This window comes from Agromyces sp. ISL-38, assembly GCF_018613935.1.
Taxonomy (GTDB): Bacteria; Actinomycetota; Actinomycetes; order Actinomycetales; family Microbacteriaceae; genus Agromyces.
The window spans coordinates 239,754-264,808 of sequence record NZ_JAGGPF010000001.1 but is presented as its reverse complement, the minus strand read 5'-3'; the positions used below and the strand labels follow the sequence as shown (position 1 = coordinate 264,808).

The 25,055-nt window shown below is 69.1% G+C and carries 28 protein-coding genes; 23 read left to right on the top strand and 5 right to left on the bottom strand.

Annotation, left to right across the window (positions count from 1 at the left end):
• Position 1 precedes the first annotated feature (1 nt).
• Positions 2-1,435, top strand: coding sequence for a dihydrolipoamide acetyltransferase family protein (locus J7E25_RS01255; protein WP_214867178.1), 1,434 nt, complete (start codon positions 2-4; stop codon positions 1,433-1,435).
• A gap of 78 nt (positions 1,436-1,513) precedes the next feature.
• On the opposite strand, the gene J7E25_RS01250 is transcribed toward J7E25_RS01255, so the two are convergent.
• Entirely contained in the window at positions 1,514-1,993 is a 480-nt protein-coding gene (locus J7E25_RS01250) for a GNAT family N-acetyltransferase (protein ID WP_308164288.1), read from the bottom strand.
• Between the two features lie 46 nt (positions 1,994-2,039).
• Positions 2,040-2,525 carry a GNAT family N-acetyltransferase gene (locus J7E25_RS01245; RefSeq protein WP_214867174.1) on the bottom strand — a complete coding sequence of 162 codons (486 nt, stop codon included), beginning with the start codon at positions 2,523-2,525 and terminating at the stop codon, positions 2,040-2,042.
• A 157-nt stretch (positions 2,526-2,682) separates the two neighbouring features.
• On the opposite strand from J7E25_RS01245, the gene J7E25_RS01240 reads away from it, so the two are divergent.
• The 16 genes from J7E25_RS01240 to J7E25_RS01165 all read left to right on the top strand — a co-directional run bounded on the left by J7E25_RS01240 (position 2,683) and on the right by J7E25_RS01165 (position 17,280).
• On the top strand, positions 2,683-3,759 hold the full coding sequence (locus tag J7E25_RS01240; RefSeq protein WP_214867172.1) for a metal ABC transporter substrate-binding protein: 1,077 nt from the start codon (positions 2,683-2,685) through the stop codon (positions 3,757-3,759).
• A gap of 4 nt (positions 3,760-3,763) precedes the next feature.
• A complete protein-coding gene (locus tag J7E25_RS01235) occupies positions 3,764-4,585 on the top strand; it encodes a metal ABC transporter ATP-binding protein (RefSeq protein ID WP_214867171.1) in 822 nt (273 codons plus the stop codon).
• 48 nt (positions 4,586-4,633) lie between these two features.
• Positions 4,634-5,596 carry a metal ABC transporter permease gene (locus J7E25_RS01230; protein WP_214867170.1) on the top strand — a complete coding sequence of 321 codons (963 nt, stop codon included), beginning with the start codon at positions 4,634-4,636 and terminating at the stop codon, positions 5,594-5,596.
• The gene (locus J7E25_RS01225) at positions 5,596-6,438 is read left to right on the top strand and encodes a metal ABC transporter permease (RefSeq protein ID WP_214867168.1); all 843 of its coding nucleotides are present in this window, start codon (positions 5,596-5,598) and stop codon (positions 6,436-6,438) included. The genes J7E25_RS01230 and J7E25_RS01225 overlap by 1 nt, the downstream gene beginning before the upstream one ends.
• On the top strand, positions 6,435-6,836 hold the full coding sequence (locus J7E25_RS01220) for a Fur family transcriptional regulator (protein WP_214867167.1): 402 nt from the start codon (positions 6,435-6,437) through the stop codon (positions 6,834-6,836). The genes J7E25_RS01225 and J7E25_RS01220 overlap by 4 nt, the downstream gene beginning before the upstream one ends.
• A 426-nt stretch (positions 6,837-7,262) precedes the next feature.
• A complete protein-coding gene (locus tag J7E25_RS01215; RefSeq protein WP_214867165.1) occupies positions 7,263-8,573 on the top strand; it encodes a glycine betaine/L-proline ABC transporter ATP-binding protein in 1,311 nt (436 codons plus the stop codon).
• Positions 8,570-9,523: a proline/glycine betaine ABC transporter permease gene (locus tag J7E25_RS01210; protein ID WP_214867162.1), complete on the top strand. Its 954-nt coding sequence runs from the start codon at positions 8,570-8,572 to the stop codon at positions 9,521-9,523. Before J7E25_RS01215 ends, J7E25_RS01210 begins: the two co-directional genes overlap by 4 nt.
• Positions 9,520-10,422: a glycine betaine ABC transporter substrate-binding protein gene (locus J7E25_RS01205; protein ID WP_214867160.1), complete on the top strand. Its 903-nt coding sequence runs from the start codon at positions 9,520-9,522 to the stop codon at positions 10,420-10,422. The genes J7E25_RS01210 and J7E25_RS01205 overlap by 4 nt, the downstream gene beginning before the upstream one ends.
• 219 nt (positions 10,423-10,641) lie before the next feature.
• The gene (locus tag J7E25_RS01200) at positions 10,642-11,682 is read left to right on the top strand and encodes a LacI family DNA-binding transcriptional regulator (protein ID WP_214867158.1); all 1,041 of its coding nucleotides are present in this window, start codon (positions 10,642-10,644) and stop codon (positions 11,680-11,682) included.
• A gap of 65 nt (positions 11,683-11,747) precedes the next feature.
• On the top strand, positions 11,748-12,518 hold the full coding sequence (locus J7E25_RS01195; protein ID WP_214867156.1) for a ThuA domain-containing protein: 771 nt from the start codon (positions 11,748-11,750) through the stop codon (positions 12,516-12,518).
• Positions 12,515-13,633 carry a Gfo/Idh/MocA family protein gene (locus tag J7E25_RS01190; RefSeq protein WP_214867154.1) on the top strand — a complete coding sequence of 373 codons (1,119 nt, stop codon included), beginning with the start codon at positions 12,515-12,517 and terminating at the stop codon, positions 13,631-13,633. The genes J7E25_RS01195 and J7E25_RS01190 overlap by 4 nt, the downstream gene beginning before the upstream one ends.
• A 235-nt stretch (positions 13,634-13,868) precedes the next feature.
• Positions 13,869-14,105 carry a 50S ribosomal protein L28 gene (gene rpmB, locus J7E25_RS01185; RefSeq protein WP_129520113.1) on the top strand — a complete coding sequence of 79 codons (237 nt, stop codon included), beginning with the start codon at positions 13,869-13,871 and terminating at the stop codon, positions 14,103-14,105.
• The gene (gene rpmG, locus J7E25_RS01180) at positions 14,105-14,272 is read left to right on the top strand and encodes a 50S ribosomal protein L33 (protein WP_021760158.1); all 168 of its coding nucleotides are present in this window, start codon (positions 14,105-14,107) and stop codon (positions 14,270-14,272) included. Before rpmB ends, rpmG begins: the two co-directional genes overlap by 1 nt.
• A 3-nt stretch (positions 14,273-14,275) precedes the next feature.
• Positions 14,276-14,581 carry a 30S ribosomal protein S14 gene (gene rpsN, locus J7E25_RS01175; RefSeq protein ID WP_214867152.1) on the top strand — a complete coding sequence of 102 codons (306 nt, stop codon included), beginning with the start codon at positions 14,276-14,278 and terminating at the stop codon, positions 14,579-14,581.
• 260 nt (positions 14,582-14,841) lie between these two features.
• A complete protein-coding gene (locus J7E25_RS01170) occupies positions 14,842-15,129 on the top strand; it encodes an HU family DNA-binding protein (protein ID WP_214867150.1) in 288 nt (95 codons plus the stop codon).
• A gap of 102 nt (positions 15,130-15,231) precedes the next feature.
• Complete coding sequence (locus J7E25_RS01165) at positions 15,232-17,280, top strand: cytochrome c oxidase assembly protein (protein WP_214867148.1); 2,049 nt, start codon at positions 15,232-15,234, stop codon at positions 17,278-17,280.
• A gap of 76 nt (positions 17,281-17,356) precedes the next feature.
• Here the strand turns inward: J7E25_RS01165 and J7E25_RS01160 are convergent, their stop codons facing one another.
• Complete coding sequence (locus J7E25_RS01160) at positions 17,357-18,403, bottom strand: hypothetical protein (RefSeq protein ID WP_214867146.1); 1,047 nt, start codon at positions 18,401-18,403, stop codon at positions 17,357-17,359.
• A 161-nt stretch (positions 18,404-18,564) separates the two neighbouring features.
• Here J7E25_RS01160 and J7E25_RS01155 point away from each other — a divergent pair, with 161 nt between their 5' ends.
• The 4 genes from J7E25_RS01155 (at position 18,565) to J7E25_RS01140 (ending at position 22,709) form a co-directional block, all read left to right on the top strand.
• Positions 18,565-19,890, top strand: coding sequence for a DEAD/DEAH box helicase (locus J7E25_RS01155; RefSeq protein WP_308164286.1), 1,326 nt, complete (start codon positions 18,565-18,567; stop codon positions 19,888-19,890).
• Positions 19,891-20,129: 239 nt separating this feature from the next.
• Entirely contained in the window at positions 20,130-20,705 is a 576-nt protein-coding gene (locus J7E25_RS01150) for a hypothetical protein (protein WP_214867142.1), read from the top strand.
• Positions 20,706-20,813: 108 nt separating this feature from the next.
• Entirely contained in the window at positions 20,814-22,115 is a 1,302-nt protein-coding gene (locus tag J7E25_RS01145) for a serine hydrolase (RefSeq protein WP_214867140.1), read from the top strand.
• Between the two features lie 27 nt (positions 22,116-22,142).
• Positions 22,143-22,709 carry a dihydrofolate reductase family protein gene (locus J7E25_RS01140; protein WP_214867139.1) on the top strand — a complete coding sequence of 189 codons (567 nt, stop codon included), beginning with the start codon at positions 22,143-22,145 and terminating at the stop codon, positions 22,707-22,709.
• A gap of 30 nt (positions 22,710-22,739) precedes the next feature.
• On the opposite strand, the gene J7E25_RS01135 is transcribed toward J7E25_RS01140, so the two are convergent.
• Positions 22,740-23,495 carry a DeoR/GlpR family DNA-binding transcription regulator gene (locus tag J7E25_RS01135; protein WP_214867137.1) on the bottom strand — a complete coding sequence of 252 codons (756 nt, stop codon included), beginning with the start codon at positions 23,493-23,495 and terminating at the stop codon, positions 22,740-22,742.
• A 56-nt stretch (positions 23,496-23,551) separates the two neighbouring features.
• Between J7E25_RS01135 and J7E25_RS01130 the strand changes: the two genes are divergently transcribed.
• Complete coding sequence (locus J7E25_RS01130) at positions 23,552-24,031, top strand: DUF4406 domain-containing protein (protein WP_251038691.1); 480 nt, start codon at positions 23,552-23,554, stop codon at positions 24,029-24,031.
• Here the strand turns inward: J7E25_RS01130 and J7E25_RS17675 are convergent.
• Positions 23,974-24,195: a DUF2231 domain-containing protein gene (locus J7E25_RS17675; protein ID WP_215007047.1), complete on the bottom strand. Its 222-nt coding sequence runs from the start codon at positions 24,193-24,195 to the stop codon at positions 23,974-23,976. The two genes, J7E25_RS01130 and J7E25_RS17675, sit on opposite strands and share 58 nt — an antisense overlap.
• Positions 24,196-24,328: 133 nt before the next feature.
• Here J7E25_RS17675 and J7E25_RS01120 point away from each other — a divergent pair, with 133 nt between their 5' ends.
• Positions 24,329-24,982 carry an RNA polymerase sigma factor gene (locus tag J7E25_RS01120; protein WP_214867133.1) on the top strand — a complete coding sequence of 218 codons (654 nt, stop codon included), beginning with the start codon at positions 24,329-24,331 and terminating at the stop codon, positions 24,980-24,982.
• The last annotated feature ends 73 nt before the right edge of the window (positions 24,983-25,055 follow it).

The following is a 25,055-nucleotide window of genomic DNA, read 5'->3' as shown; positions in this document are numbered from 1 at the left end:
GATGAGCGAGATCCGATTCCCGCTGCCCGACGTCGGTGAGGGACTCACCGAGGCCGAGATCGTGCAATGGCGCGTCGCCCCCGGCGACCGGATCGCGCTCGACCAGGTGTTCGTCGAGATCGAGACGGCGAAATCGCTCGTCGAGCTGCCGAGCGCCTTCGAAGGCGTCGTCTCCGAGCTGCTCGTCGACGAAGGCAACACCGTGAACGTCGGTACGCCGATCCTGGTGATCCAGACGGATGCCGCGGGGTCGGCGGATACCGCGGCCGTCGCGCCTTCCGCCGCCGCAACGCCCGCCGCACCTTCCGCCGCCGCACCGACGGCGCCCGCAGCGCCCTCCGCTCCGGCAGCACCCGCCGCACCGGCTGCCGAAGAGGGCGGCGGTGCCGTGCTCGTCGGACACGGGAGCTCGGGTCCCTCGGCGACTCGCCGGCGGCGGCATCCGTCTCCCGGGGGTGCGCACGAGAACTTCACGTCGCCCACTCCCCCGCCGCCCCCGGCCTCAGCTCCCGCGGCGCCGGCTCCGGCCCCGGCGACGCCCGCCCCCGCTGCCGCACCCGGTCCTGATCGGCGCCTTCCGGTGATCGCGAAGCCGCCCATCCGCAAGCTCGCGAAAGACCTCGGTGTCGAGCTCTCGCGAGTCACCCCCACCGGACCCATCGGCGACATCACGCGCGACGACGTGATCCGCGAGGCGAGCCAGGCGAGCGTCTTCCGCAACATCCAGACGCCCGAGTGGCCCGAAGGCCGGGAAGACCGCATTCCGGTCAAGGGCGTTCGCAAGGCGATCGCGAATGCCATGGTGCAGAGTGCATTCCAGGCGCCGCATGTGAGTGTCTTCGTCGACGTCGATGCGAGTCGCACGATGGAGTACCTGAAGCGGCTCAAGGCCTCACCCGACTACGCGGGCGTCAAGGTGTCGCCGCTGCTCATCATGGCGAAGGCGATGATCTGGGCGGTGCGCCGCAACCCGTCGGTGAACGCGCAGTGGACCGACAGCGAGATCATCGTCAAGCACTACGTCAACCTCGGCGTCGCCGCGGCGACCCCCCGCGGTCTGCTCGTGCCGAACGTCAAGGAGGCGCAGGCGATGACGCTCGTCGAGCTCGCGGCCGCCCTTGAACGGCTCACGCTCACGGCTCGTGAGGGCAAGACGCAGCCGGCCGAGATGCAGGGCGGCACGATCACCATCACGAACATCGGCGTCTTCGGCATGGACACCGGCACGCCGATCCTGAACCCCGGCGAGGTCGCGATCGTGGCGCTCGGCACGATCAAGCAGAAGCCGTGGGTCGTCGACGGCGAAGTGCGCCCGCGCTTCGTCACGACGATCGGCGCCTCGTTCGACCACCGGGTCGTCGACGGCGACGTTGCGAGCCGATTCCTCGCCGATGTCGCATCGATCATCGAGGAGCCCGCGCTCCTGCTCGAGTGATCGGGGCCGGCGTTCCGCGGGTGCCGGCTGTTCGACGTGAGCTGCCTCTCCCCCGCTGATCTCAGCCGTGCGGGGTACTCAGCGGCGCGTCTCGTAGACAACGGATGCCGCGTCGCGACGCACCTCGACGAGCCCGGCCTTCTCGAGCACCCGCTGCGATGCGAGGTTCTCGGGCGTCGTGTCGGCGCGCGCGCCGAGCGCACCGTGAGCGGCTGCCGTGCTGAGGGCGGCGACGACCGCCTCGGTCGCGAGGCCGGAGCCGCGAGCGCTCTCGATGAGCCCATAGCCGAACTCGACGAAGCCTTCGTCGTCGGGAGGGCCGAAGAAGCCGAACCCGCCGACCGCATGGCCGTCGCCGTCGAGGCGGATGACATAGGGCCCGAAGGGCGCGGGGTCGCCGTGCGGCCCGATGATGCCGAGGTACATGCGTGCGACGTCGAGCTCGTCGGCGGTCGGATATCCCGGCGCCCACGAGTCGTCGTGCGGCTCGCCGTCGAGCAGGCGTCGCGCGTGCGCCGGCGTGTAGGGCACGAGCCGGAGCCGATCGGTGCGGATCACCCGCAGGTCACCGTCCGGACGACTCGAGGCATCGGCTCGGAAGGACTCAGAGCCGGATCTCATAGGTGACGGCCGCCTTGGAGCGCCCGGCCTCGAGCATGCCGGCGTGCTCGAGCGCTCGGCGGGCGGGCAGGTTGGCGATCTCCGTCTCGGCACGAGCGATGGTTGCGCCCGCCGAGCGGGCGAGCTCGAGCGTCGCCTGCACGATGTGCCGGGCGAGGCCACGACCGCGTACGGCGGGCACGAGGCCGAAGTCGAACTCGACGACGCCGTCAGCGCTCGGAGGGCCGAACAAGTTGACGCCGCCGATGGCGGCGCCGTCTCTGCCGCGCCGCACGAGGTAGGGCCCGAATGGGGCGGGATCGCCGCTCTCGCGCACGGTCTGCACGAAGGCGCTGAGGAGCTCGGGCTCGTCGGTGAAGGCGTAGCCGCCCTCCCACCCGTCGTGCGGATCTACTTCGCCCGAGAGCACGCGCAGGGCATCGGCAAGGGTGAACGGATGCAACGTCAGAGGGGTTGTCGTCGTATCCACGGGCATCACTCTCGCACGTCGATCCGACACTTGCCAGATCATTTCCACAGGATCGGGGGAATGACGGCAGGTACCGCGCGTTGCACTGTCACGTGATGGAGGGTGCGTGCTTTCCCTGATTTTGACAACCATTATCAATAAGCGTAGCGTCGGAGACATGAGACGACGCCACGCTGATTCCCGCCGCCCGCTTGCACCCGTAGCGGGAGTCGCGATGCTGGCAGCAGCTGCGCTCGCACTCACAGGATGCGCCGACTCGGCGGCATCCGGCAGCGGCAGTGACAGCGGCGCCAAGATCGTCGTGACGACCACGCAAGTGGGCGACTTCACCCGAGAACTGCTCGGTGACGATGCCGGGATCACCCAATTGCTCTCCGCCGGCCAGAGCGCCCACAGCTTCGACCCGTCGGCAGCCCAGCTGCTCGCCCTCACCGAGGCCGACGCGCTCGTCGTGAACGGCGCCGGCCTCGAGAGCTGGCTCGACGACGCGGTGAAGGCCTCGGGCTTCGACGGCGAGCTCATCGACGCGAGCTCCGGCATCGAGCTCTTCGGCACCGACGACCACGAGGCGCACGCCGACGAGGGCGCCGCGGAGGAGCACGCCGACGAGGCGGAGGAGCACGGCGAGGAAGCGGAGCACACCGAAGACGAGCACGGCGAGGGAAACCCGCACATCTGGACCGATCCTGAGCTCGCCGAGCACATGGTCGAGAACATCACCGACGGCCTCGCCGCAGTCCCCGGAATCGATGCCGCCACGGTGGAGTCGAACGAATCGGCCTATCTCGACAAGCTCAGCGCCCTCGACGACTGGATCGAGGAGAACGTCGCCAAGGTGCCCGTCGAGCAGCGACTGCTCGTGACGAACCACGACGCGTTCACCTACTTCATCGCCGCGTACGACCTCACCTTCGTCGGCAGCGTCATTCCCAGCTTCGACGACAACGCAGAGCCCAGCGCCGCCGAGATCGACGAGCTCGTCGCCAAGATCCGCGAGACGGGCGTCAAGGCCGTGTTCTCCGAGGCATCGATCTCGCCCAAGGCGGCCGAAACCATCGCGACCGAATCGGGAGTGAAGGTCTACTCCGGCGAGAACGCCCTCTACGGGGATTCGCTCGGGGCCGCCGGCACCGACGGCGAGACCTACCTGAGCAGCCAGGAGCACAACGCACGACTCATTCTCGAGTCGTGGGGCGTCGAGCCTTCCGCGCTCCCCGCCGTGCTGCAAGGATGACTGGATGAGTGACGCCACCGTGCTCCGCCTCGACGGCGCCGCCTTCACCTACCCCGGGGGCGCCGGAGTGAGCGAACTCGATCTCGCAGTCGAGGCGGGCGAAGCGGTGGCGCTCATCGGTCCGAACGGCGCCGGCAAGTCGACGCTGTTGAAGGGCATCCTCGGACTCGTGCCGCTCACCGCGGGCCGCGTTCAGGTCGGCGCCAGTGCGGCGCCGGTGAGCGCGGACGCGCCGAACGACCGGGCCGGATCGCCCGAGCCGGCGACGCATGCCCGGAACGGCATGGTGGGGTTCCTCCCCCAGTCGGCCGAGCTCGATCCCGACTTCCCGATCAGTCTCGAGCAAGTGGTCATTCAGGGCAGGTACCGAGGGCTCGGGCTGCTGCGCTGGCCCGGCCGAGCCGATCGGCAGGCGGCTCGCGAGGCGATCCAGACCGTCGGCCTCGCCGCGCTCGCGAAGCATCGCTTCGGTGAGCTCTCGGGCGGGCAACGCCAGCGCGGCCTGCTCGCTCGCGCCCTGGCATCCGAACCTCGACTCCTGCTACTCGACGAGCCGTTCAACGGCCTCGACCAGGCGAACCGCGATGCACTCATCGACACCATCCGCACCCTCAAGCACCGGGGTGTGGCAGTGGTCGTGTCGACGCACGACCTCGAGCTCGCGCGGCTCGTCTGCGACACCGTGGTGCTCGTGAACGGCACCCAGCTGGCGAGCGGGCCCGTCGACGAGGTGCTCACGCTCGGCAATGTGCAGGAGTGCTTCGACGGCGTCGGAGTCGAGATGGACGAGCACACGCTCGTGGTGCCCGGCCACGAGGGCCACTGAATGCCGCACGCTGCATACATGGCGGATGCCCCGGGGGAGTGGTGACCGATGAGCCTCGTCGACGTGCTCTTCGGCTCCTTCGCGATCCCGTTCATGGGGCGGGCCCTCCTCGTCATGCTCGTGCTCGCGGTGGTCGCCGGCGTCGTCGGGGTGCTCGTGAACCTGCGCGGACTCGAGTTCATCAGTGACGGACTCACCCACGCGGTCTTCCCCGGTCTTGCGATCGGGTTGGCCGTGGGCGGCACCACCGGCCTCATCCCGGGCGCCGCGATCGCAGCCCTCGGGGGCGCCCTCGCGCTCACGTGGCTCGATCGCGCTGGCATCACCTCCGATGCGGCGATCGCCATCGTGCTCACGGCGACGTTCAGCGTCGGCGTCATCGTGGTCTCCCGCAGCTCCGACTACGCAGGCGAGCTCGAAGCGCTCCTCTTCGGACGGGTGCTCACCATCCCGCCGTCGGAGGTCGTGCCGCTCGTCGTGGTGAGCCTCATCGCACTCGCGGCCGTCGCGGTCACCCTGAAGCAGCAGCTCTTCCGCGCGTTCGATGCGCGCGGCAGCCGCGCCGCCGGCGACTCGTCGCTCGTGCTCGATCTCGTGCTGAACGCCGCGGTCGCACTCGTCGTGGTGGCGGCAGCGAGCACGATCGGCACGCTGCTCGTGCTCGCGCTGCTGATCGTCCCGGGCGCTGTGGCCCGGCTGGTCACCGAGCGCATGTGGTGGCTGTTCCCGACTGCCGCGGCCTTCGCCGCCATCGCCGCATGGCTCGGCCTCGCGGCAGGCTATGCGATCTCGGTCGGCGGCGGCTTCGATCTCCCGGCCGGGAGCACCGTCGTGGGCGTGTTCGTGATCGGCTACGGGATCGTGCTGCTCGTGCGTCTGCTCCTCGACCGGCGTGCCACGCGGCCCGGGCGCCGGCGACAGGCTGCCGGAAGGGCTCGCGACGCCAGCGGCGACGCGGGCATGGAGGACCTCCTCAGCACACCCTTGCTCTCCTCCCGGAAGGCGCGCTGATGGGCTATTTCGAGCGTGCGCTCTTCGCGGCGGTCGTGATCGGTGCAGGGGCAGGATTCGTGGGCGCTCTCGTGGTGCTGCGTCGCCGCACGTTCTTCGCGCAGGCGCTGACGCACGCCACCTATCCCGGCGCGGTCGCTGCGGCCGCGCTCGGCGTGAGCGTGCCGCTCGGCGCGGCAGTGGCATCCGTCGTGCTCGTCGCCGTGATGGCGGCCATCGCGCGGGTGCGGCGGCAGGGCGCCCAGGTCGCGGCCGGCATCGTGCTGACCGGTGGCTTCGCTGCCGGGGCGCTCCTGCAAGCGGCGATCCCCGGACTTCCGGTGCGTGCCGAGTCGCTGCTCGTCGGATCGATCCTCACGGTGAGCGATGGAGATATTCTGATTGCGGCATCCGTGGCGGTCGTCGCCGTCGCGCTCATGGCCGCTTTCGGCAAGGAGATCGCGTTCTCGACCTTCGACCCGGCAGGATTCCGGGCTGCGGGGTTCCGTGAGTGGCCCGTCGAGGTGCTCGTGCTCGCCCTCATCGCCGCTTCGGTGGTGAGCTCGCTGCCGGCGGTCGGCGCCATCCTCGCGATCGCCCTGCTCGCCGCCCCGGCCACGGCCGCGCGACTCCTCGTGCCGGGCTTCCGAGGCATCCTGGTCGCCGCTCCGATCATCGGTGCGGCATCAGGCGTGCTCGGAGTGCTCGCCTCCCGCACGTTCGCGATCGCAGCCGGTCCCGCGATCGCCCTCGCCGCCACCGCGTTCTTCCTCCTGGCACTGGGAATCTCCAAGCTCCGCGGGCTACCGTTGAACCGAGTCGCCATACCTGTGGAGACCGTAGAGGACGCACGAACCGCATGAAGAGAAACACCTGGCAACGCGAAGCCGTACGCGAAGCGCTCGACGACACCGAGGGCTTCATCAGCGCGCAGGCGCTCCACGGGGCGCTGCACCAGACGGGCTCGCCGATCGGCCTCGCCACCGTCTACCGTGCGCTCGGCGACCTCGCCGCCAACGGCGAAGCAGATTCGCTGCAGTCGCCCGATGGCGAGTCGCTCTACCGGGCGTGCAGCACGACGGGCCACCACCACCACCTGATCTGCCGCAACTGCGGACTCACCGTCGAGATCGCCGCCGACGAGGTCGAGACCTGGGCACAGAAGGTCGCCGCCGATCACGGCTTCACGGGCGCCGCCCATGTCGTCGACGTGTTCGGCCTGTGCGCCAACTGCACGAAGCTGCTCGCAGCGGGGGAGTAGCCGAGCGAGCGGATGCCGCAGGATGCCGACGAGGTGTTCACGGATCTCGAAGGCCGGTCCGTGTGGTTGCGTAAGGCAGCGCTGCGGCGGAACTCCTGATCGCGCATGGTTTCACCGGGCAGCATTTGGGTCGCGCTCGGATCGTCGCTACCGTGGTCCACGGTCCTGCAGGACCCAACCGCCCAGTCCGCGCTCACGAATTCCCAATTCGGAATCCGTGAGCGTATGGTTCGGCGGCGTGGCATACGGTCCCGATGGCCGTCTGTGACGAAGCCTGGATTCGCCCGGAGACGACACCTCGTCCCGCGCTTGAGTCCGGGTTCCGATTCGCCGTCAACCCGGTCGTCAACCATGAGCTCGCCCCACCGAGCGATGATGGCGCACGTCTTCGTGCGTGTCATCCGGCGTGCCTCCCGGAGCACCGATATGACCGAACCGCCCGCAATCGCGGCACGCAACCTCAGCAAGTTCTTCGGCCGCAAGCAGGCCGAAGCGATCGAGCGCCTGCGCGCCGGCGCCAGCCCCGCCGAGCTCGCGCCGCTCGGCACGCCGGCCGTCGTCGACGCCGACTTCACCGTCGAGCGCGGCGAGATCTTCGTCGTCATGGGGCTCTCGGGCTCCGGCAAGTCGACGCTCATCCGCATGCTCAACGGACTCATCGAGCCGACCGGTGGCACCGTGACGGTGATGGGGGAGGAGCTCACGGGCATCTCGCCGAAGCGACTCCGGCAGCTGCGCCGCAGCCACGTGTCGATGGTGTTCCAGCACTTCGCGCTGCTTCCGCACCGCAGCGTGCTCGAGAACGCCGCCTACGGACTCGAGATCCAGGGCGTCGCCGAGGCCGAGCGCCGCGAACGCGCCGAGCGCGTGCTCGATCGCGTCGGCCTCGCCGGCTGGGGCGAGCGCATGCCCTCCGAGCTGTCGGGCGGAATGCAGCAGCGCGTCGGGCTCGCCCGCGCCCTCGCTTCCGACACCGACATCCTGCTCATGGATGAGGCGTTCTCGGCGCTCGATCCGCTCATCCGCCGCGAGATGCAGGAGCAGCTCGTCGAACTCCAGCAGGAGTTCGGCAAGACCATCGTCTTCATCACGCACGACCTCAACGAGGCGATGTTCCTCGGCGATCGCATCGCCGTCATGCGCGACGGTCGCATCGTGCAGCTCGGCACCGCCGACGAGATCCTCACGGATCCCGCCGACGACTACGTCGCCCAGTTCGTGAACGACGTCGACCGCGCGCGAGTGCTCACCGCGGCATCCGTCATGGAGGCACCGCGCGCGCTCGTCTCGTCATCGGCCGGGCCGCGCACCGCGCTACGGACGATGCGCGACCTGCAGACCTCGTCGGTGTTCGTCGTCGGACAGGGACGTCGCCTGCTCGGCGCCGTGCAGGACCGCGACGTGATGCGGCTCGTGAAACGCGGCGACCGCTCACTCGACTCGGTGATTCGCGACGACGTCGCGTTCGTCGACCGTCAGACCTATCTCTCCGACCTGCTCGAGAGCGCCGTCGAGAGCGTGCTCCCGCTCGCCGTCGTCGACGACCAGCATCGGCTCATCGGCGTCGTGCCTCGCGTCACGCTGCTCGCCGCGCTCGGCAATGTGTCGTCCGCGACGGGCGAGCACGCCGTCATCGAGCCGCCGGCGACCATCGCCGTCGAGACGATCACCGCCACGCTGCACGAGACCGCCCTGCTGGGCGAGTCGGATGTCGCAGGGGAGAGGGCCTTCGCATGAACGACTTCCGTCTCCCCCTCGGCCAGCTCGTCGAAGACGCCATCGACTTCGTCACGGAGGCCTTCGGCGGACTCTTCGACGTGATCCGCATTGTCTTCGCCGGACTCTACGACACCGTCGACCTCGTGCTCTCGACGCCACCGTTCTGGGTCGTCATCGTCGCGATCGCCGCGCTCGGCTACTTCGCCCGCGGTTGGGTGCTCGCCGCCGGCAGCACGCTCGGACTGCTCATCGTCGTCGGCGTCGACCAGTGGGACAACTCGATGGACACCCTGGCCCTCGTGCTCGTCTCGAGCCTCATCGCCGTGGCGGTCAGCGTGCCGCTCGGCATCCTCGCCGCGCGATCGGAGCTCGCGTCGCGAATCATCCGGCCGATCCTCGACTTCATGCAGACGATGCCGGCCTTCGTCTACCTGATTCCCGCACTCATCCTGTTCCGGGTCGGCGTCGTGCCGGGCATCGTCGCGACGATCGTGTTCGCGATGGCACCCGGCGTGCGCCTCACCGAGCTCGGCATCCGCGGGGTCGACAAGGAAGTGGTCGAAGCCGGCCACGCCTTCGGGTCGTCACCCTCGCGCATCCTCCGCCAGATCCAGCTGCCGCTCGCGATGCCGAGCATCATGGCCGGCGTCAACCAGGTCATCATGCTCTCGCTCTCGATGGTCGTCATCGCCGGCATGGTCGGCGCGGGTGGTCTCGGCGGCGAGGTCGTCGCCTCGCTCGGTCGCATCGACATCGCGCTCGGTTTCGAGGCCGGCCTCTCCGTCGTCATCCTCGCGATCATCCTCGACCGCCTCACCGGCGCGCTCGGCTCCCGGCGGCGGAAACCGACGCGCCGGGTATCCGACGACCCCACGAACCGGATCGGCACCACCGATCCCCGTCGCGCGGAACCGCGCGACTCCGCATCGCCCGTGCCACAGCACGCGGGAGGAAAGGAACACCTATGAGAACGCGTCAACTGACGAGGCTCATCGCCCTCGGGGCAGCAGGAGCGCTCGCGCTCACGGGCTGCGCGAGCGGCGCCGGCGCAGCCGGCGGCGACCTGCTGAAGAACGGCGATCGCAGCGAGCTCACCATCGCCGTGTTCAACGGATGGGACGAGGGCGTCGCCGCGAGCGAGCTCTGGAAGGCCATCCTCACCGAGCAGGGCTACGACGTCACCCTCGAGTACGCCGACCCCGCGCCCGTCTACTCGGGCCTCAGCACCGGCGACTACGACGTGACCCTCGACACGTGGCTGCCGATCACCCACCAGGACTACATCGAGCAGTTCGGCGACGACCTCGTCGACCTCGGCGCCTGGAACGAGGACGCCAAGCTCACCATCGCGGTGAACGAGGACGCCCCGATCGACTCGCTCGAGGAACTCGCGGCGAACGCCGACAAGTTCGGCGACCGCCTCATCGGCATCGAGCCGGGTTCGGGCCTCAACCGGGTCACCACCGACAGCGTCATCCCGACCTACGGTCTCGACGACCTGGAGTACCTCACCTCCTCGACGCCGGCGATGCTCGCCGAGCTGACGGCGGCGACGGATGCCGGTGAGAACGTGGCCGTGACGCTCTGGCGCCCGCACTGGGCCTACGACGCGTTCGCGCTCAAGGACCTCGCCGACCCCGAGGGCACGCTCGGCGATGCCGAGGGCATCCACTCGTTCGGCGGCAAGAACTTCGAGACGAGCTTCCCGACGCTCTCCGAGTGGTTGTCGGACTTCACGATGGACTCCGAGCTGCTCTACTCGCTCGAGAACGCAATGTTCAACCAGACCGAGACCGACGACTACGGTCCCGCCGTCGAGAAGTGGATCTCCGAGAACCGGGAGTACGTCGACTCGTTGACGTTGTAGCGCAGATCATCGGCGGGTGAACGGATGCCGCGGCATCCGCTCACCCGCCGATGTCATGCCACTTCGAGCAGCATCGCCCGTGCGCGCGTCGCTCAGCGGAGATGCCCACGATCTGTTCCTCGAGCTCGGGATGAGGCGGCCGTCGCCTTGACCGCCGCCAACTTTTATGCTTAAAATCCTCCGCGGCATCAGACCCGGAGCGCCGAAGGGAGGCGGCGAATGAGCGGCGAATCGACCCGTGCGGGGCGCAAGGCGAGCATGTCCGACGTCGCCGAGCTCGCGGGCGTCTCGACGATGACGGTCTCGAACGTCATCAACCGGCCGGAGGTCGTCTCCGAGGCGACCCGCGGGAAGGTCCACGCCGCGATGCGCGAGCTGCGCTACCGCAACAACCTGGTCGCCCGCAGCCTCAGACTCGCGCAGCCGCGCCAGATCGCCTACGTGCTCCCCGCCCAGGACACCGGGGGCAACCAGTACATGGACACGTTCCTCCACGACCTCGCCGCCGCCTGCCAAGCGGCCGAGCGGAACCTCACCCTCGTCACCGAGCGGGACGCCGAGGCGCTCATGACGGCGTGCGAAGACCTCTACTTCGGACAGTCGGTGGCGGGCTTCGTCATCTCCAACGTGTGGTCGGCCGACCCGCGCCCGGTCGGTCTGCGCGAGCGCGGCATTCCGTTCGCGGCCTACGGAAGGACCGCCGAGGCCTTCGCGACCCCGTGGAGCTGGGCCGAAGGCGACGCCGCACTCGGTATCGCGCTCGCCGTCGAGCATGTCGCCGAACGCGGGCACCGCGAGCTGGCGTTCGTGGGCGCCGTCCCCGCCAACGTCACCATGGCCCTGCGCGAGATCGGCTACCGCGAGGCCTGCGTGCGACTGGGGCTCAGCGGATCGCTCGACGACACCCGGATCGTCCCATGCGACGGCGACCTCGCCTCCGGCGTCCGCGCAGCCGCCGACCTCCTCGACGCCCCCTCGCCCCCGACTGCGATCATCTGCGTCTCGGACCCCCTCGCGGCGGGCGCCCTCATCACGCTGCAGCGCCGCGGTCTCGCGCCGGGCCGGGACGTGGCCGTCACCGGCTACGACGACACGACGCTGACATCTTTCGGCACGGTCGGCATCACCTCGGTCCGCCAGCAGTCGGCGGCCATCGCTTCGGCACTGGTGCGCCTCGTCATCGAACCGCCCGAGGAACCCGAGCACCTCCTGCTGCCGCCCACCCTCGTCACCCGCTCCAGCACTGACCCGACGGCGTGACCGATCTTCACCCAAGGAATTTTCAGCTCACAGAGCACCAACACCCAGAAGAGGAGAAGGTCCACATGGCCAACCAACCGATCCGAGTCGTCGTATGGGGCGAGAATCGGCACGAGCAGGTCGAGCCGTCCGTGGCCGAGCGCTACCCCGACGGCATGCACGGCGCCATCGCCGACGGCGTCCGTGAATGGCTCGGCCACAAGGCGAGCATCACCACCCACACCCTCGACGAGCCCGAGCACGGGCTGACCTCCGATGTGCTGGACGAGACCGACGTCCTCGTCTGGTGGGGCCACGCGGCCCACGGCGAGGTCGCCGACGAGATCGTCGAGCGCGTCCACCGGCACGTCCTCGCCGGAATGGGCCTCGTCGTTCTCCACTCCGGGCACTGGTCCAAGATCTTCATGAAGCTCATGGGCACCACCTGCACGCTGCGCTGGCGCAGCGAGCACGACCGCGAACTGGTGTGGACGGTGAACCCGCAGCACCCGATCGCCCGCGGCATCCCGAACCCGATCGTCATCCCCGAGCAGGAGATGTACGGCGAGTACTTCGACGTGCCCACCCCGGACGAGCTCATCTTCATCAGCGGCTTCACCGGCGGCGAGGTCTTCCGCAGCGGCATGACCTACCGCCGCGGTTTCGGCCGCATCTTCTACTTCAGCCCCGGCGACCAGGACTTCCCGGTCTACCACCACCCGGACGTGAACCACGTGATCGCCAACGGCATCGAATGGGCCCGGCCCGACCGCGAGCGCGAGACACCGACTCTGCTGCGCTACGAGACCGACGACTTCTTCAACGGCCAGGGCTACCGGGGAGCGTTCGAGCGATGAGCTTCCGAACCATCGAATCCGAAGGGCCCCTTCGCCTCATTGTGGTCGGCGCGGGCGGCATGGGACGGGCCTGGGCCCGTACCATCAAAGCCAGCCCCGATGCCGAACTCGTCGGGATGGCCGACCTCTACGTCGAAGCGGCCGAATCCGCCGCCGCCGACACCGGCATCCCCGGCCTCGCGGTGGGCACCGACGCGGTTGAACTCGCGCAGCGCGTCGGCGCGGACGCCATCGTGAACGCCACCATTCCAGAAGCGCACCACCCGGTCACGATCGCGGCCCTGCAGGCGGGCTTCCCCGTGATCGGGGAGAAGCCGGTCGCCGCCACCGTGGCAGAAGGCCTCTCGCTCGCCGCGACGGCCGAGCACACCGGGCAGCTGTTCATGGTCAGCCAGTCCCGCCGCTACCACCCGGCGCTGCACCAGGCCAAGCGTCAGCTCGCCGGGCTCGGCGCCGTCGGGATCGTCGCGGTCGACTTCTTCCGGTCGCCCCGCTTCGGCGGCTTTCGCGACGAGATGGCCAGCCCGCTCCTGCTCGACATGGCCATCCACCAGTTCGATATGGCCCGGTTCCTGCTCGACGCGGACCCTGTCTCCGTCTCCTGCGAGGAGTACAACCCGGGCTGGAGCTGGTACGCGGGCGACGCGGCCGCGAACGCGGTCTTCGCGATGGAAGGCGGCGCCCGGTTCACCTACAACGGCTCCTGGTGCAGCCCCGGCCACGAGACCTCCTGGAACGGTTCCTGGCGGATCTCGGCCGAACGCGGCTCCGTCCTCTGGGACGGCGAGAATGACCCGAGCACCGACCCCGACGAGGAGGCCGACCCCGGCGAAGACCCCGGCAAGGACATCGCGGGATCGCTCCGCGAGTTCATCGCCGCCGTCCGGCACGGCCGAGAACCGATGGGGCGCGTGCACGCCAACATCATGAGCCTCGCCATGGTCGAGGCGGCGACGCAGAGCGCGTCCCAGGGGCGGCGGGTCGCGATCGACGACGTGCTCGACCGCTCCTACGACGCCGCGCTCGCGACCGAGCGCCACGCCGAAGCGCTCGCCGTCCTGGAATCGTGGCCGTCCGTTCGAGAGGCCCTGAGCCCTCGAGCGGAGCGACCGTGAGCGAAACCCCCAACGTCGGCATGATCGAGTATGTCGACTCGTTGACGTTGTAGTGGTCGTTTCGGCCGACCATCCGCTGTCTGGTAAGCTACCTCTTTGGCTGGGCACTTCCACTGCCCAGACCGCGACAATCCCCTTCGAACCTCGCGAGAGATCGCGGGCATTCGTGCGGGATCGTCAGCAGACAAGAGACCTTGGGAGGGGCATCCGCCCCTCGGTATTGGAGGAAACCACTATGGCCGCAGTGTGCCAGGTGACCGGAGCCGTTCCCGGCTTCGGACACAACATCTCGCACTCGCACCGCCGGACGAAGCGCCGCTTCGACCCGAACGTGCAGAAGAAGACCTATTACGTGCCGTCGCTTCGACGTAACGTCACCCTCAAGGTGTCCGCCAAGGGCATCAAGGTGATCGACGCTCGTGGCATCGAGTCCGTCGTGAAAGACATCCTGGCCCGCGGGGAGAAGATCTGATGGCGAAGCAGCAGGACATCCGTCCCATCATCAAGCTCCGTTCCACGGCCGGCACCGGGTACACCTACGTGACCCGGAAGAACCGCCGCAACAACCCCGACCGTCTCGTGCTCAAGAAGTACGACCCCGTAGTGCGCAAGCACGTCGACTTCCGAGAGGAGCGCTAAGACATGGCCAAGAAGAGCAAGATCGCGCGCAACAACCAGCGCCAGGTGATCGTCGACCGTTACGCGGCCAAGCGCCTCGAACTGAAGAAGGCGCTCATCGACGAGAACGGCACCGACGAGAGCCGCGAGGCCGCTCGTCGTGGCCTGCAGAAGCTTCCCCGCGACGCGTCGCCGGTGCGTCTGCGTTCGCGTGACGCCATCGACGGACGCCCCCGTGGCATGCTCACGAAGTTCGGCGTCTCGCGCGTCCGTTTCCGTGACATGGCCCACCGCGGCGAGCTGCCCGGCATCACCAAGTCGAGCTGGTAAGCCACAGCCTGTGCCGAGAGGGGCGTCCCGCAAGGGGCGCCCCTTTCGTTGTCTCCGAGGGCCCCGGATGCCGCGGTGCGGGTGCCCGGCATCTGCGACACGCCGGAGCGAGTCTGCGAGATGCATCCGGAAATCCGCGGGATTCCGCGGATCTCTGCTACATTCAAGGCGGCCCGATCGGCCACGGGGGCGGTTGAACGATCGTTCCCGAGAACTCACAATTGCTGTACCGAACAGCGAAGGTCCGAGGAGGACATTCAATGGCTGACAAGTCGCTCAACAAGACCGAGCTCGTCGCGAAGGTCGCTGCATCGACCGGGCAGAGCCAGGCCACCGTCGACGCCGTGCTCGGCGGCCTCTTCGAGGCGTTCGCCGAGTCCGTGGGATCCGACACCAAGGTCTCGATCCCGGGTTGGCTCGCTGTCGAGCGCACCTCGCGTGCCGCTCGCACCGGTCGCAACCCGCAGACGGGTGCCACGATCGAGATCCCGGCCGGTCACTCGGTCAAGATCTCGGCGGGCTCGAAGCTCAAGGCTGCTGCCAAGTAGCATCCGAGACTCCCGAAGGGGCGCCGGCGCGAGCCGAGCGTCCCTTCGTCGTCTCCGGGGCGCACCGGGGCCGCTCACGGTAGCGCCGTCTAGGCTGGTTCGGTGCCCCGCTCCGTACGCGTGCTCGGCCCTGCCGTGCTCCTCGCCGTCGCGCTTCTCGCGACGTTCGCCTCCCTCGCCTACGGCGGGGGAGCGGAGCCGTACCTCATCCAAGATCCGGGCCCCATCGCGCGATTCGGGGTGCCGGTCGCGAAGCTGCTGGTGAACCTCGGTGCGGCGGGCATGCTCGGCGCGCTCGTGCTCGCGGTGTGGGCACTCACCCCCGAGCGACGCGAGTTCGATCTCGCGCTCGATGTGGCCGCGGCATCCGCAGCCCTGCTCACCGTCGCGAGCGCGGCGACGGGGTTCTTCACCTTCCTCGTCGTGACCGCGGTGCCCTTCGACCTCAGCGAGTCGTTCGGGCAGAAGCTCGGCCAGTTCGCGACGACCATCGAGCTCGGCCAGGCCTGGCTCACCACGACGCTCGTGGCGGCTGCCGTGACCGTGCTGTGCTTCGCGGTGCGCAACCAGACCGCGCTCGTGTTCGTCACCGTGCTCGCTGCGGCCTCCCTCGTGCCGCTCGCGCAGCAGGGGCACGCCGCCGGGGCGGCCGGACACTCCGAGGCGATCACCGCGCTCGGGCTGCACCTCGTGTTCGCGGCAGTCTGGGTGGGCGGGCTCGTCACGATCGTGCTGTTGCGCCGCGAGCTCGGCCTCGACCGGCTGCCGGCGGTGCTCTCGCGCTACTCCACCGCCGCCCTCATCTGCTTCATCGTCGTGGCACTGTCGGGGTATGCGAATGCCGCGCTGCGAATCGGCACGTGGGACGAGCTCGGCACTCCTTATGGTTCGCTCGTGCTCGTGAAGCTCACGGCGCTCATCGCGCTCGGGCTGTTCGGCGCGGCGCAGCGGCGATTCCTCATCGGGCGGATCGTGGGGACCGCGGGGGGTGGTGGCCTCGGTGGCCTCGATACGCCTGCTGCGCTGGCTACTCGACCACCGGGGGGCGCTGCGAGGGCTACTCGACCACAGGGGGCGTTCTGGCTGCTCGTGGTCGCCGAGCTCGCCTTCATGGGGCTCGCGTCGGGCGTCGCCGCAGCCCTCGCCCGCACTCCGACCCCCGTGCCGGAGCAAACGGGTTCCCTCGCCCGCACACCGGCCGAGATCCTCACGGGCGAGCCGCTGCCCCCATGGCCCGACTTCTCCCGGTTCTTCACCGAGTGGAGCCCCGACCTCATCTGGCTGCTCGCGTGCGGCTTCGGCATCTTCTTCTACCTCGCCGCTGTGCGCCGGCTCGACAAGCGCGGCGACCGCTGGCCGATCTACCGCACGGTGCTGTGGGTGGCCGGCCTGCTGCTGCTCGCCTACATCACGAGCGGCGGCGTGAACGTGTACGAGCAGTACCTCTTCTCCGCGCACATGGGTGCGCACATGGTGCTCACCATGGCGGTGCCCGTGCTGCTCGTGCCGGGCGCGCCGATCACCCTCGCGGCGCGCGCCATCCGCCCCAGGAAAGACGGCAGCCGTGGTGGTCGCGAGTGGATCATGCTCGCCGTGCACTCCAGGTTCGCGGGGTTCATCGCGAACCCGATCGTCGCGGCGCTGCTCTTCGCCGGCTCGCTCTGGGTGTTCTACTACTCGCCGCTCTTCCGCTGGACGATGATCGACCACATCGGCCACGAGTGGATGATCGTGCACTTCCTCATCACGGGCTACCTCTTCGTGCAATCGCTCATCGGCATCGACCCGGTGCCCTACCGGCTGCCGCACGCCTTCCGGCTCGTGCTGCTGCTCGGCACGATGGCCTTCCACGCCTTCTTCGGGCTCGCGATCATGTCGGGCACCGGCCTGCTGCTCGCCGACTGGTACGGCGCGATGGGTTGGGGCACCGACGCGCTCGTCGACCAGCAGCTCGGCGGCGGCATCGCCTGGTCGATCGGCGAGATCCCGACCGTGGCACTCGCGATCACCGTCGCGGTGCAGTGGTCGCGAAGCGATGAGAAGGAATCCCGGCGCCGAGACCGCCACGCCGACCGCACGGGCGACGCCGAACTCGAGGCGTACAACGCGCGGCTCGCAGCGATCGCCGAGCGCGACGAGAGCAGGTCGTGAACCCGCCGACCGATGCCGCAGCTGGCTCGAAGTCCTGACACTCAGCGGGTTGCGCCACTGACGGCTCGAGCGGGAGTCACCTCAGCTGGATCGCGATATTGCCGTCGGGCTTGATCACTGCGGTGAGCGCCAGCGTGAACGGCCGATCTTCTTCAAGGGTGAAGAAATCGCCGTCGAAGAGCGACTGCACGTCGACGGTCATGTGCGCGACCCCCTCGGTGGGCGGCATCTCGAACGACGACTCGCCCGGCGTGAGCACCACGACGGGTGTGGACACCATGCTCCACTTCGGTTCGCTCACGACGCGGTCGTCGATCTCGATGCCGAAGGGGCAGTCGGTGGGCTGCAGCACCGGCTGCTGGGCGCACGTCTGGAGGAACTCGTCGACCTTGACCTGCACGCGATCGACGAACTCGGCGGTCGGCTGGGCATCGACGATGACCGACGTGCGTGCCGACGCCTCGGCTTGCACCGCGACGTGCGGGGCGTCGAGCAAGGTCGAGTCGTAGTGGAACTCGTACACCGCAGGTGCCATCGCGAGGTAGGAGGTGATCTGCGTGAACGCGGTGAGCTCCTCGCCGGACTTCGCCGCCCGCGTGTCGAGCGACAGCGAGCCGACGGTGAAGAGCGGGTTGTGCGCGGCGGTCACGTCGATGACGGCGAGCGGGCTGACCGCGAACTCCCACCGATTGAGGAACCCGTAGAGCGGATCGATCGGTCGCACGTCGAAGGTGGACTCGATGATCGCGGCCTCGAGGCGGTAGCTCGCCGTGACCGAGTGGGAGCCATCGGCGAGCGTCTCGTCTTTCACGATGCGAACGTCTTCGGGGCCGGCTTCGACGACCCCCGAGCGGAGCATCGCGGTGGAGATGTTCGCGGGCAGGCCGAGCTCCTCGAGCTCCGCGGCGTCGAGAGCGACCCCGGGAGTGGTCGACGCGGTCGCGATGTCGTCGTCGGCGATCGCCTCGAGATAGCGGTCGACGAAGCTCGAGGCGCCGTAGATCGTCTGGTTCAAGCCGCCGAGGGCCGCGAGGAAGGCGCCGACGAGGAGCACCGCGAGCCCCGCCCATGCGGCGACGGCCAGCGGCGACACCCGACCGACACGCACGCGAGAGCTCCCCACCCGCACAGTCTATGTTGGGTCGCAGCGCGAGCCCGCGCTATCCCCAGCCCCGGGGAACGCAGGCCGGTGCGGGGTTACAGTGGGAGCGCGCCCGCGCACGGGCGTGCTCGCCGCGCGGCGCCGGCTCGCGGCATCCGCCAGCCCCCTCGGAAAGAACCGTCGTGCAGAACGTGACCCTCTCCCGCGAACAGGCCGCGGTGTTCCAGGCCATCGAGGGCACCCGCGAGCACGTGTTCGTCACCGGGCGCGCCGGCACCGGCAAGTCGACGCTGCTCAATCACTTGAACTGGAACACGAGCAAGCAGATCGTCATCTGCGCGCCCACGGGCGTCGCCGCGCTCAATGTCGGCGGGCAGACCATCCACTCGCTGTTCCGGCTGCCGATCGGGGTGATCGCCGATCACGACATCGATCAGAACGACGCCGTGCGCAAGATCCTGAACGCGATGGACACGCTCGTCATCGACGAGGTGTCGATGGTGAACGCCGACCTGATGGACGCGATGGACCGCTCGCTGCGCCAAGCGAGGCAGCGCCCGCATGAGCCGTTCGGCGGTGTCCAGGTCGTGCTCTTCGGCGACCCCTACCAACTCGCGCCGGTGCCGGGCGACGGCGATGAGCGCGCCTACTTCGCCGACACCTACGAGTCGATGTGGTTCTTCGACGCAAAGGTCTGGCGCGAGGCCGACCTGAGGATCTTCGAACTCGGCGAGATCCACCGCCAGCACGACGACGAGTTCAAGCTCATGCTGAACGCGGTGCGACACGGCATGGTGACCGCCGAGATCGCAGGCGTGCTGAACAGCATCGGCGCGCGGCGGCCGCTGCCCGAGCACGGCGCCATCACGCTCGCCACTCGCAACGACACGGTGAACCGCATCAATGCGACCCAGTTGCATCGGCTGCCCGGCACCTCGCAGGCCAACGCGGCCGACGTGACCGGCGACTTCGGCGGCAGGGCGTTCCCCGCCGACGAACGGCTCGAGCTGAAGATCGGCGCGCAGGTGATGTTCCTTCGCAACGACAACGCCATCGGTCCCGACGGTCAGCGCTGGGTGAACGGAACCATCGGCACCGTGACGCACCTCAGGCGCGCGGTGCGCGTCGAGATCGACGGCGACGAGCACGAGGTCGAACAGGTCACGTGGGAGAAGTTCAAGTACACCTGGGACCCCACTCGCAAGAAGCTCGAGCGACAGGTCGTCGCCGAGTTCACGCAATTCCCGCTGCGGCTCGCGTGGGCGGTCACGATCCACAAGTCGCAGGGCGCCAGCTACGACACGGCGATCGTCGATCTCGGGCAGCGCGTATTCAGCCCCGGCCAGACCTACGTCGCCCTCAGCCGCCTCACATCACTCGACGGCCTCTACCTCTCGCGGCCGCTGCGCCCGAGCGACATCATCGTCGACCGCAACGTCGAGCGGTTCATGGCGGGAGCGACGCGGGAGATCGGCGCGGCAGCCGAGCTGCCCAGCGCGGGGGCCTAGGGCGAGTCCCCTACTGCGTCGGCCTCGTCCGGCGGGAATCTCGGTCCGTGCGGGGATGGGCGCGTGCGGGGATGGAGTCGGGCGACGCCGCTGCGTATTCTCGTAGGATGCCGTACCCCCCGAACGGGGTTGGTGCAGCGACGACGAGGTGAGGTGAGCACGTGTCCTACGGGGAGCAGCGCCACGAGCCGATGCGTCGAGCCCGCGGTCGTCACGCTGCACCGACGGCAGACCCGACGGTGGCCCCGACCGCCCCGACGGCCGCCCCGGTGGTTGCAGGAGGTCGGCGAGCGCGCCGCGCTGCAGTCGCGGCTCCGGTCGCGGCCCCGGTCGCGGCATCCGTCGAACCGCGCATCTCCGCCGCGGCCGCGTGGCTCTTCGAACGCCGTGTGCACGTGCTGATCGCCACGTCGGTGGTGACCGTCGCGTTGATCGGTGGCGCGCTCGCGCTCAACCCCTTCGCGAGCGCACCGCGGCCCGTGGGTGAGGTCGCGACCGTCGCCGACACCGACCGCCCGACGCCGTTCGACCCGGCGGCGCCGGGCAGCTCTGCGCCGATCGTCGCGAGTCCGGGGCCGACGCCATCGATCAGCCCGACGAGTCCGGCACCGCGGCCCGAAGCGCCACCGGCGGCTCCGGTGACCGACGCGCCCGTCGCACCGCCGGCCGAACCGGGAGCCACCGAGCCACCGGAGCCCGACACCGCCCCGGCTCCGACGAACCCGACCGAAGATTCCACGCCTCCCGGCCCGGCGGAGGACTGCGAGGAGCCCGACGGACTGCTCGGCCAGCTCTTCGCGCCGCCGTGTCCGTGAACCACCGGTCTTGTGGAAGCGAGGCGCTGAAAGATCAGCACTCGCACGCGCCATCCGATCCGGGCTTCGCGGGATAGAATCGAGTCGGACACGCAGCTAGGGGGCTCGGTGGCTGACCGCCTGGGGAAGAGGCGGCGACGAAGCGCATTCGCCGCCGTCATTGCCACGACATTGGTGTTCTCCGGATGCACCGGAGGAGCCGCAGACCCCGGGGCGCGGTTCGACCAGGTCGACGCCGCATTCGGCGACGAGGTGAGCAGCAGCCTCGAGGCGGTGCTCGACGAGGCCGTCGCGCTCAGCGGGTCGAGCGGCGGCGTCGCAGGGGTCTGGGCACCGTGGGCGGGCGAATGGTCTGGTGCGTCGGGTGCGCTGGAGTTCACCGAGGGCGCGCCTGCCGTGGCATCCGAAACCCGGTTCCGCATCGGCACGCTCACGACCGAGATCACCTGCACCATCCTGCTGCGGCTCGTCGACGCCGGCAAGGTGGCGCTCGACGACGAGGTGGGCGACTACGTCGAGTGGATACCCGACCTCGACGGCATCAACCTCGAACAGCTCTGCCGGCACACGTCGGGCATCGCCGACTACTACCCGCCGCTCCGCAGCCATTTCGTGGCGAACCCCGAACGCGTGTGGCCGTCGAACGAGCTCCTGTCGAACGCGCTCGCGATGAGCCGCGTGGGCCCGCCCGGCGAGCAATGGTCGCAGTCGCGTTCCGGCATCCTTTTGCTCGGCATGGCGCTCGAACGAGCGACCAACCGCTCGTGGGCCGACCTCGCGAAGCAGTACGTCTTCGACCCGCTCGGACTTGAGAGCACCGGCATCCCCGCGCCCAATGACACCGATCACGACGGCCTGCTCGGTGCGTACTCGGCGTCGATCGCGCAGGACGGCACCGTCGACTGCGCCGTGCTCCTCGACGATTCATCGCAATCGAGCTCGATGGGCGGTGTCGCGGCGGGCGCAGTCTCGAACCTCGAAGACATGCGAAAGCTCAGCGAGGCGTTCGCGACGGGAGTGCTGCTCGACGAGGGCACCGTGCGCCGGCAATGGAGCCCGACTCCGATGGGCGGCGATACGCCCGCGTGGCAGGCATGGGGCCTCGGCGGCGCCCAGTACGGTTCGATGCGCGGCACCGCCGGCGAGACCGCCGGAGCCCTGACGGCCGGATTCACCGACCCCGCTAGCGGACTCACCGTCGTCGTCGCGCTCAACAACTCGACGTCGGGCGCCGACTTCGTGCGCGAGGTCGCGTTCGCCCTCGCATCGATCGCGTCCAAGGCCGAAGCGCAGGGTGAGCGTGAACGCCCCCTCGTCGAGCTGCCGTGGTCGATCGAGCAGGCCACCGAGAACATGCGCGCGCTCGCGAAGTGCCCGCGCGAGACGGAAGCGGCGCCGGCCGGAGGCTGATCCGCACAGGAACGAAGGAGGCGAGTCATGGGAAAGCTGATCTGCAGCGGCATCATGTCGCTCGACGGATACATCGCCGACGAGCACGGAGACTTCAGCTGGGCTGCACCCGACGAGGAGGTGCACACGTATGTCAACGAGCTCGAGCGGCCGGTCGGCACCTACCTGTACGGGCGCCGCATGTACGAGGTGATGCGCTACTGGGAGACCGCCGACGAACAGCCCGAGCAGGCCGAGGTCGAGCGCGAGTACACGGCGATGTGGAAAGCCGCCGACAAGATCGTCTACTCGTCGACGCTCGAGCAGGTGACCACAGCGCGCACCCGCCTCGAACGGCAGTTCGACCCCGAGGCGCTGCAGCGGATGAAGGATGTATCGGAACGCGATCTCTCGATCGCGGGCCCGAGCCTCGCGGCGCACGCGATCCGGGCTGGACTCGTCGACGAGTTCCGGATGTTCCTGAGCCCGGTCTTCGTCGGTGGAGGCACGCGATTCCTGCCCGACGGTGTGCACGTGCGACTCGAGCGGATCGAGGAGCGACCGTTCGACAATGGGTTCGTCTTCTTGCGCTACGGCATTCGGGAGGGCACCTGAGCGCCGGCCGCAGAGCCGCGGCGTTCCCGATCAGATCACCTGGGCTCCACGGTCGCGCAGGGCACTGGCGAGTGCCGGATCGAGCTGGGCGTCGGGGTCGACGATGATGCCCGCCGTCTCCTCGAACTCGAGCACCGGGAAAGCCGATGCGACCCCGAGCTTCTCGGCGCTCGCCAGGATGTAGGCCTCGGATGCCTGGGCGGCGAGGGCGCGCTTGGTGGCGGCATCATCGAGGTCGCCGGTCGTGAGCCCGGCGTCGGGATGCACACCGGTCACGCCCAGGAAGCAGATGTCGGCCCTGATGCGCCGGATCGCCTCGTCTGCGAGCGGCCCGCTCGTCACCATCGAGTGCCGCGAGAGCCGGCCGCCGATCAGCACGATATCGACGAGCGGATGCTCCGCCAGCGCGATCGCCACGGTGGGGCTCGGCGTGATGACGGTGGCCTCGAGGTCGGTGGGCAGCAGCCTCGCCATCGCGAGGGTCGTCGTGCCGGCGTCGAGGATCGCACTCGTGCCCGGGCGGATGAGCTGCAGGGCCGCGCGCGCGACCCGCTCCTTGCTCTCGGTGGCGAGCGAGAGCCGATCACTGTAGGGCCGGATCGCGGCCGAGACCGGCAGCGCCCCGCCGTACACGCGCTGGCACAGCCCGGCCTCGGCGAGGGCGCGCAGGTCGCGGCGGATGCTGTCCTCCGAGATGCCGAGTGCGGTCGCCACGTCTTTCGCGACGATGCGCCCATCGGCCGCGAGGATCGCGAGCAGATGGTCTCGACGTTGCGCACTCAGCATCCGCACTCCTTCTTGGTGTTGCACGATTGTGCACGGTTAACGCTACGCTACCCGACATGGAAACTCCACTGCTCATCCTCATCGCCGGCCCCTACCGTTCGGGAACGAACGGCGACCCCGATGCCATCGCCCGCAACCTGGCACGACTCGAGGAGGCCGCCTGGCCGATCTTTCGCCGAGGGCACGTGCCGATGATCGGCGAGTGGGTCGCGCTGCCCGTGCTCCGCGGTGTTGCAGAGGCTGCCCAGGCCGACGAAGGCGGCGACGTCATGTACGAGACGGCCGCGCGCTTGCTCGAGCATTGCGACGCCGTGCTGCGACTGCCGGGGGAGTCGAGCGGCGCCGACACGGATGTCGCGATCGCCCGGCGGCGCGGCATCCCCGTGTACTTCGACCTCGACGAGATCCCGCAGCTCGAACAGATCCCGCCGCGGGTGAGCCCGTCAGCGACGCGGATCGGTCGAACGAGCGGGCAGGCTCAGCGGAAGCCCTCCGCTTGCGTGCTCTCCTCAGCCACGCGAACGCCGTACCGGTAGGCGAGCTTGCCGCCGAGCCATCCTGAGACGCCGATGATGGCAAGCCCGATGATGCTGAGCACCAGGCCGACGACGCTCACCTCGTCGTGGTCGGATGCCGCGCGCACGAAGTAGTTCACGGCGAACAGCACGGTGGCCGTGAGGTTCAGCGTCAGGTGGATCACGGCGGTTCGCTTTGCGGGAGTCCTGATGAGGGATACGGATTCATATTCCGGTGCCGGCATAGGCCTGGCGGGTCTCGATTGCCTTGTGGATGATCGGATCGCGTGAAGGATCGCTGTCCTATGCTCTCTGGTCATGGCTGACTTCGAGGGCGCCCTCCCCCGCTCAAACCTCCGCCGGATCCCCTCATCACGTTCGGCTCCCGGCAGGGGTATCAACGCAGACGCCTTCCCCGCCGTGCTCCTTGCGGCGCAGTCGGGTGCGTCGTGGGCGTGCACGAACCTGTGGGTCGACCATGCCCCGGCGGTCACCGCTTTCCTGAGGGCTCGCGGGTCGTACGAACCCGAAGACCTGACGAGCGAGGTGTTCCTTGCCGTCTTCGACCAGCTCGACCGCTTCCGCGGCGGCGAGGCGGAGTTCCGCACGTTCGTGTTCACGATCGCGTACCGGCGACTCGTCGACGAGCTGCGCAAACGGTCGAAGCGAGGCCATCACGTGGAGTGGAGCGACGAGCTCGATGCGCGTCGAAGCCCGAGTGCCGAGCACGAGGCGATCGGGAATCTCACGGATGCCTCGGCCCGCGCCGTGCTCGACGGGCTCCCGCCCGACCAGCGGAACGTCATGGTGTTGCGCATCGTCGCCGACCTCACCGTCGAGCAGGTCGCCGAGATCCTCGGCAAGCGGCCCGGCGCGGTGAAGGCACTGCAGCGACGCGCGCTCCAGACACTTCGAAAAAAGTTCTCCGCAGGGCGTACCCCTGCGGCGGCATCCGGCGATAGCAGGGAGTGAGATGAGAGACCACCGGATCACAGACGACGAGGCTTCGGCCGTGCTGCGCGGGGAGACCCCCGAAGCACGCCGC

Excerpts from the sequence above, each read along its gene's own strand:
- J7E25_RS01255 (WP_214867178.1), top strand. The coding sequence starts at position 2 with ATGAGCGAGATCCGATTCCCGCTGCCCGACGTCGGTGAGGGACTCACC.
- J7E25_RS01240 (WP_214867172.1), top strand. The coding sequence starts at position 2,683 with ATGAGACGACGCCACGCTGATTCCCGCCGCCCGCTTGCACCCGTAGCG.
- J7E25_RS01235 (WP_214867171.1), top strand. The coding sequence starts at position 3,764 with ATGAGTGACGCCACCGTGCTCCGCCTCGACGGCGCCGCCTTCACCTAC.
- J7E25_RS01230 (WP_214867170.1), top strand. The coding sequence starts at position 4,634 with ATGAGCCTCGTCGACGTGCTCTTCGGCTCCTTCGCGATCCCGTTCATG.
- J7E25_RS01225 (WP_214867168.1), top strand. The coding sequence starts at position 5,596 with ATGGGCTATTTCGAGCGTGCGCTCTTCGCGGCGGTCGTGATCGGTGCA.
- J7E25_RS01220 (WP_214867167.1), top strand. The coding sequence starts at position 6,435 with ATGAAGAGAAACACCTGGCAACGCGAAGCCGTACGCGAAGCGCTCGAC.
- J7E25_RS01215 (WP_214867165.1), top strand. The coding sequence starts at position 7,263 with ATGACCGAACCGCCCGCAATCGCGGCACGCAACCTCAGCAAGTTCTTC.
- J7E25_RS01210 (WP_214867162.1), top strand. The coding sequence starts at position 8,570 with ATGAACGACTTCCGTCTCCCCCTCGGCCAGCTCGTCGAAGACGCCATC.
- J7E25_RS01205 (WP_214867160.1), top strand. The coding sequence starts at position 9,520 with ATGAGAACGCGTCAACTGACGAGGCTCATCGCCCTCGGGGCAGCAGGA.
- J7E25_RS01200 (WP_214867158.1), top strand. The coding sequence starts at position 10,642 with ATGAGCGGCGAATCGACCCGTGCGGGGCGCAAGGCGAGCATGTCCGAC.
- J7E25_RS01195 (WP_214867156.1), top strand. The coding sequence starts at position 11,748 with ATGGCCAACCAACCGATCCGAGTCGTCGTATGGGGCGAGAATCGGCAC.
- J7E25_RS01190 (WP_214867154.1), top strand. The coding sequence starts at position 12,515 with ATGAGCTTCCGAACCATCGAATCCGAAGGGCCCCTTCGCCTCATTGTG.
- rpmB (WP_129520113.1), top strand. The coding sequence starts at position 13,869 with ATGGCCGCAGTGTGCCAGGTGACCGGAGCCGTTCCCGGCTTCGGACAC.
- rpmG (WP_021760158.1), top strand. The coding sequence starts at position 14,105 with ATGGCGAAGCAGCAGGACATCCGTCCCATCATCAAGCTCCGTTCCACG.
- rpsN (WP_214867152.1), top strand. The coding sequence starts at position 14,276 with ATGGCCAAGAAGAGCAAGATCGCGCGCAACAACCAGCGCCAGGTGATC.
- J7E25_RS01170 (WP_214867150.1), top strand. The coding sequence starts at position 14,842 with ATGGCTGACAAGTCGCTCAACAAGACCGAGCTCGTCGCGAAGGTCGCT.
- J7E25_RS01140 (WP_214867139.1), top strand. The coding sequence starts at position 22,143 with ATGGGAAAGCTGATCTGCAGCGGCATCATGTCGCTCGACGGATACATC.
- J7E25_RS01135 (WP_214867137.1), bottom strand. The coding sequence starts at position 23,495 with ATGCTGAGTGCGCAACGTCGAGACCATCTGCTCGCGATCCTCGCGGCC.
- J7E25_RS01130 (WP_251038691.1), top strand. The coding sequence starts at position 23,552 with ATGGAAACTCCACTGCTCATCCTCATCGCCGGCCCCTACCGTTCGGGA.
- J7E25_RS01120 (WP_214867133.1), top strand. The coding sequence starts at position 24,329 with ATGGCTGACTTCGAGGGCGCCCTCCCCCGCTCAAACCTCCGCCGGATC.